Annotated in this window: 2 protein-coding genes; both read right to left on the bottom strand. The window is 40.8% G+C overall.

Features of this window, described 5'->3' with window-relative positions:
• Positions 1–181: 181 nt before the first annotated feature.
• Positions 182–385, bottom strand: coding sequence for a hypothetical protein (locus C1714_RS13800; RefSeq protein ID WP_102343801.1), 204 nt, complete (start codon positions 383–385; stop codon positions 182–184).
• A gap of 115 nt (positions 386–500) precedes the next feature.
• Complete coding sequence (locus C1714_RS14185; protein WP_167850094.1) at positions 501–647, bottom strand: hypothetical protein; 147 nt, start codon at positions 645–647, stop codon at positions 501–503.
• Positions 648–853: the final 206 nt, after the last annotated feature.

Here is an 853-nt window from a genome sequence, read left to right on the forward strand (position 1 = left end):
TGATTAATTCATGGATTGCTTCGCTTGATAATGAGGAAATAAAGTCAATCATCAGGTGGCACTACTTGAATCAAAAGTCTTGGACTGAAACCGCCCATATTGTTTACGGCAATGCAAATGAACGAAACGCGTATCGGGTTCTTCGCAGATATTTCGGAAAAGATAAGTAAAAAGCGGTTGGCTATTTGCCTTCCGCTTTTTTAATGGTCTTCTCCATCGCTTCCCTGAATACCTCGGACTGGGACACGCCGAGCTTCTTGCAGGCGGCTTTGAATTCGTCTGTGAATTCTCTCTTGTACTGGACGTTAATGTGCCCCATGTTTTTCTTGGCCCAGTCGTTGATATACTTTGACTGGTTAAATCCACCGGATACTTTCTTAGGCATTGTTCTTTAATCCTCTTACTAAATTGACGATGGATAGAACTAAAGCTGTGACGGAGACTGCAAAAGCTAACGCTCTGATGATGTTTGCATTCATTGATAATATCCTCCTTTTCTGCTAATCTATGAATGTATCCCCGATAAGGGGAAGGGAGCTTTCGCTCCCTAAGCGATCAGGCTTGTTCTTGTGGTGCATCAGCAGGATAACCGTCATGTTAATGACTGCTGAGACCAGATTGATCAAGGCTGTTATTGTATCAATCATTTTTCTCACCTCCCTTCCTTACATTGATATTATAGCATATGTAAAGGAATATGCAATAGTTTTTTGCATATTGATGCGGTTTTTTGATATTTTTTAAATCTGTTCCAAATGTTCCAAATAGATGGTTTATATTTATATCGTGAAGAACGGCGGTCAGAAAGATGGCTGCCGTTTTCCTTTGATAAGAGGCCGGTATCCACCTTTTC

It is taken from the genome of Galactobacillus timonensis (assembly GCF_900240265.1).
Lineage (GTDB): Bacteria > Bacillota_I > Bacilli_A > Erysipelotrichales > Erysipelotrichaceae > Bulleidia > Bulleidia timonensis.

What these genes read in the sequence shown, in the direction of transcription:
- C1714_RS13800 (WP_102343801.1), bottom strand. Translation starts at nt 385, where the DNA reads ATGCCTAAGAAAGTATCCGGTGGATTTAACCAGTCAAAGTATATCAAC.
- C1714_RS14185 (WP_167850094.1), bottom strand. Translation starts at nt 647, where the DNA reads ATGATTGATACAATAACAGCCTTGATCAATCTGGTCTCAGCAGTCATT.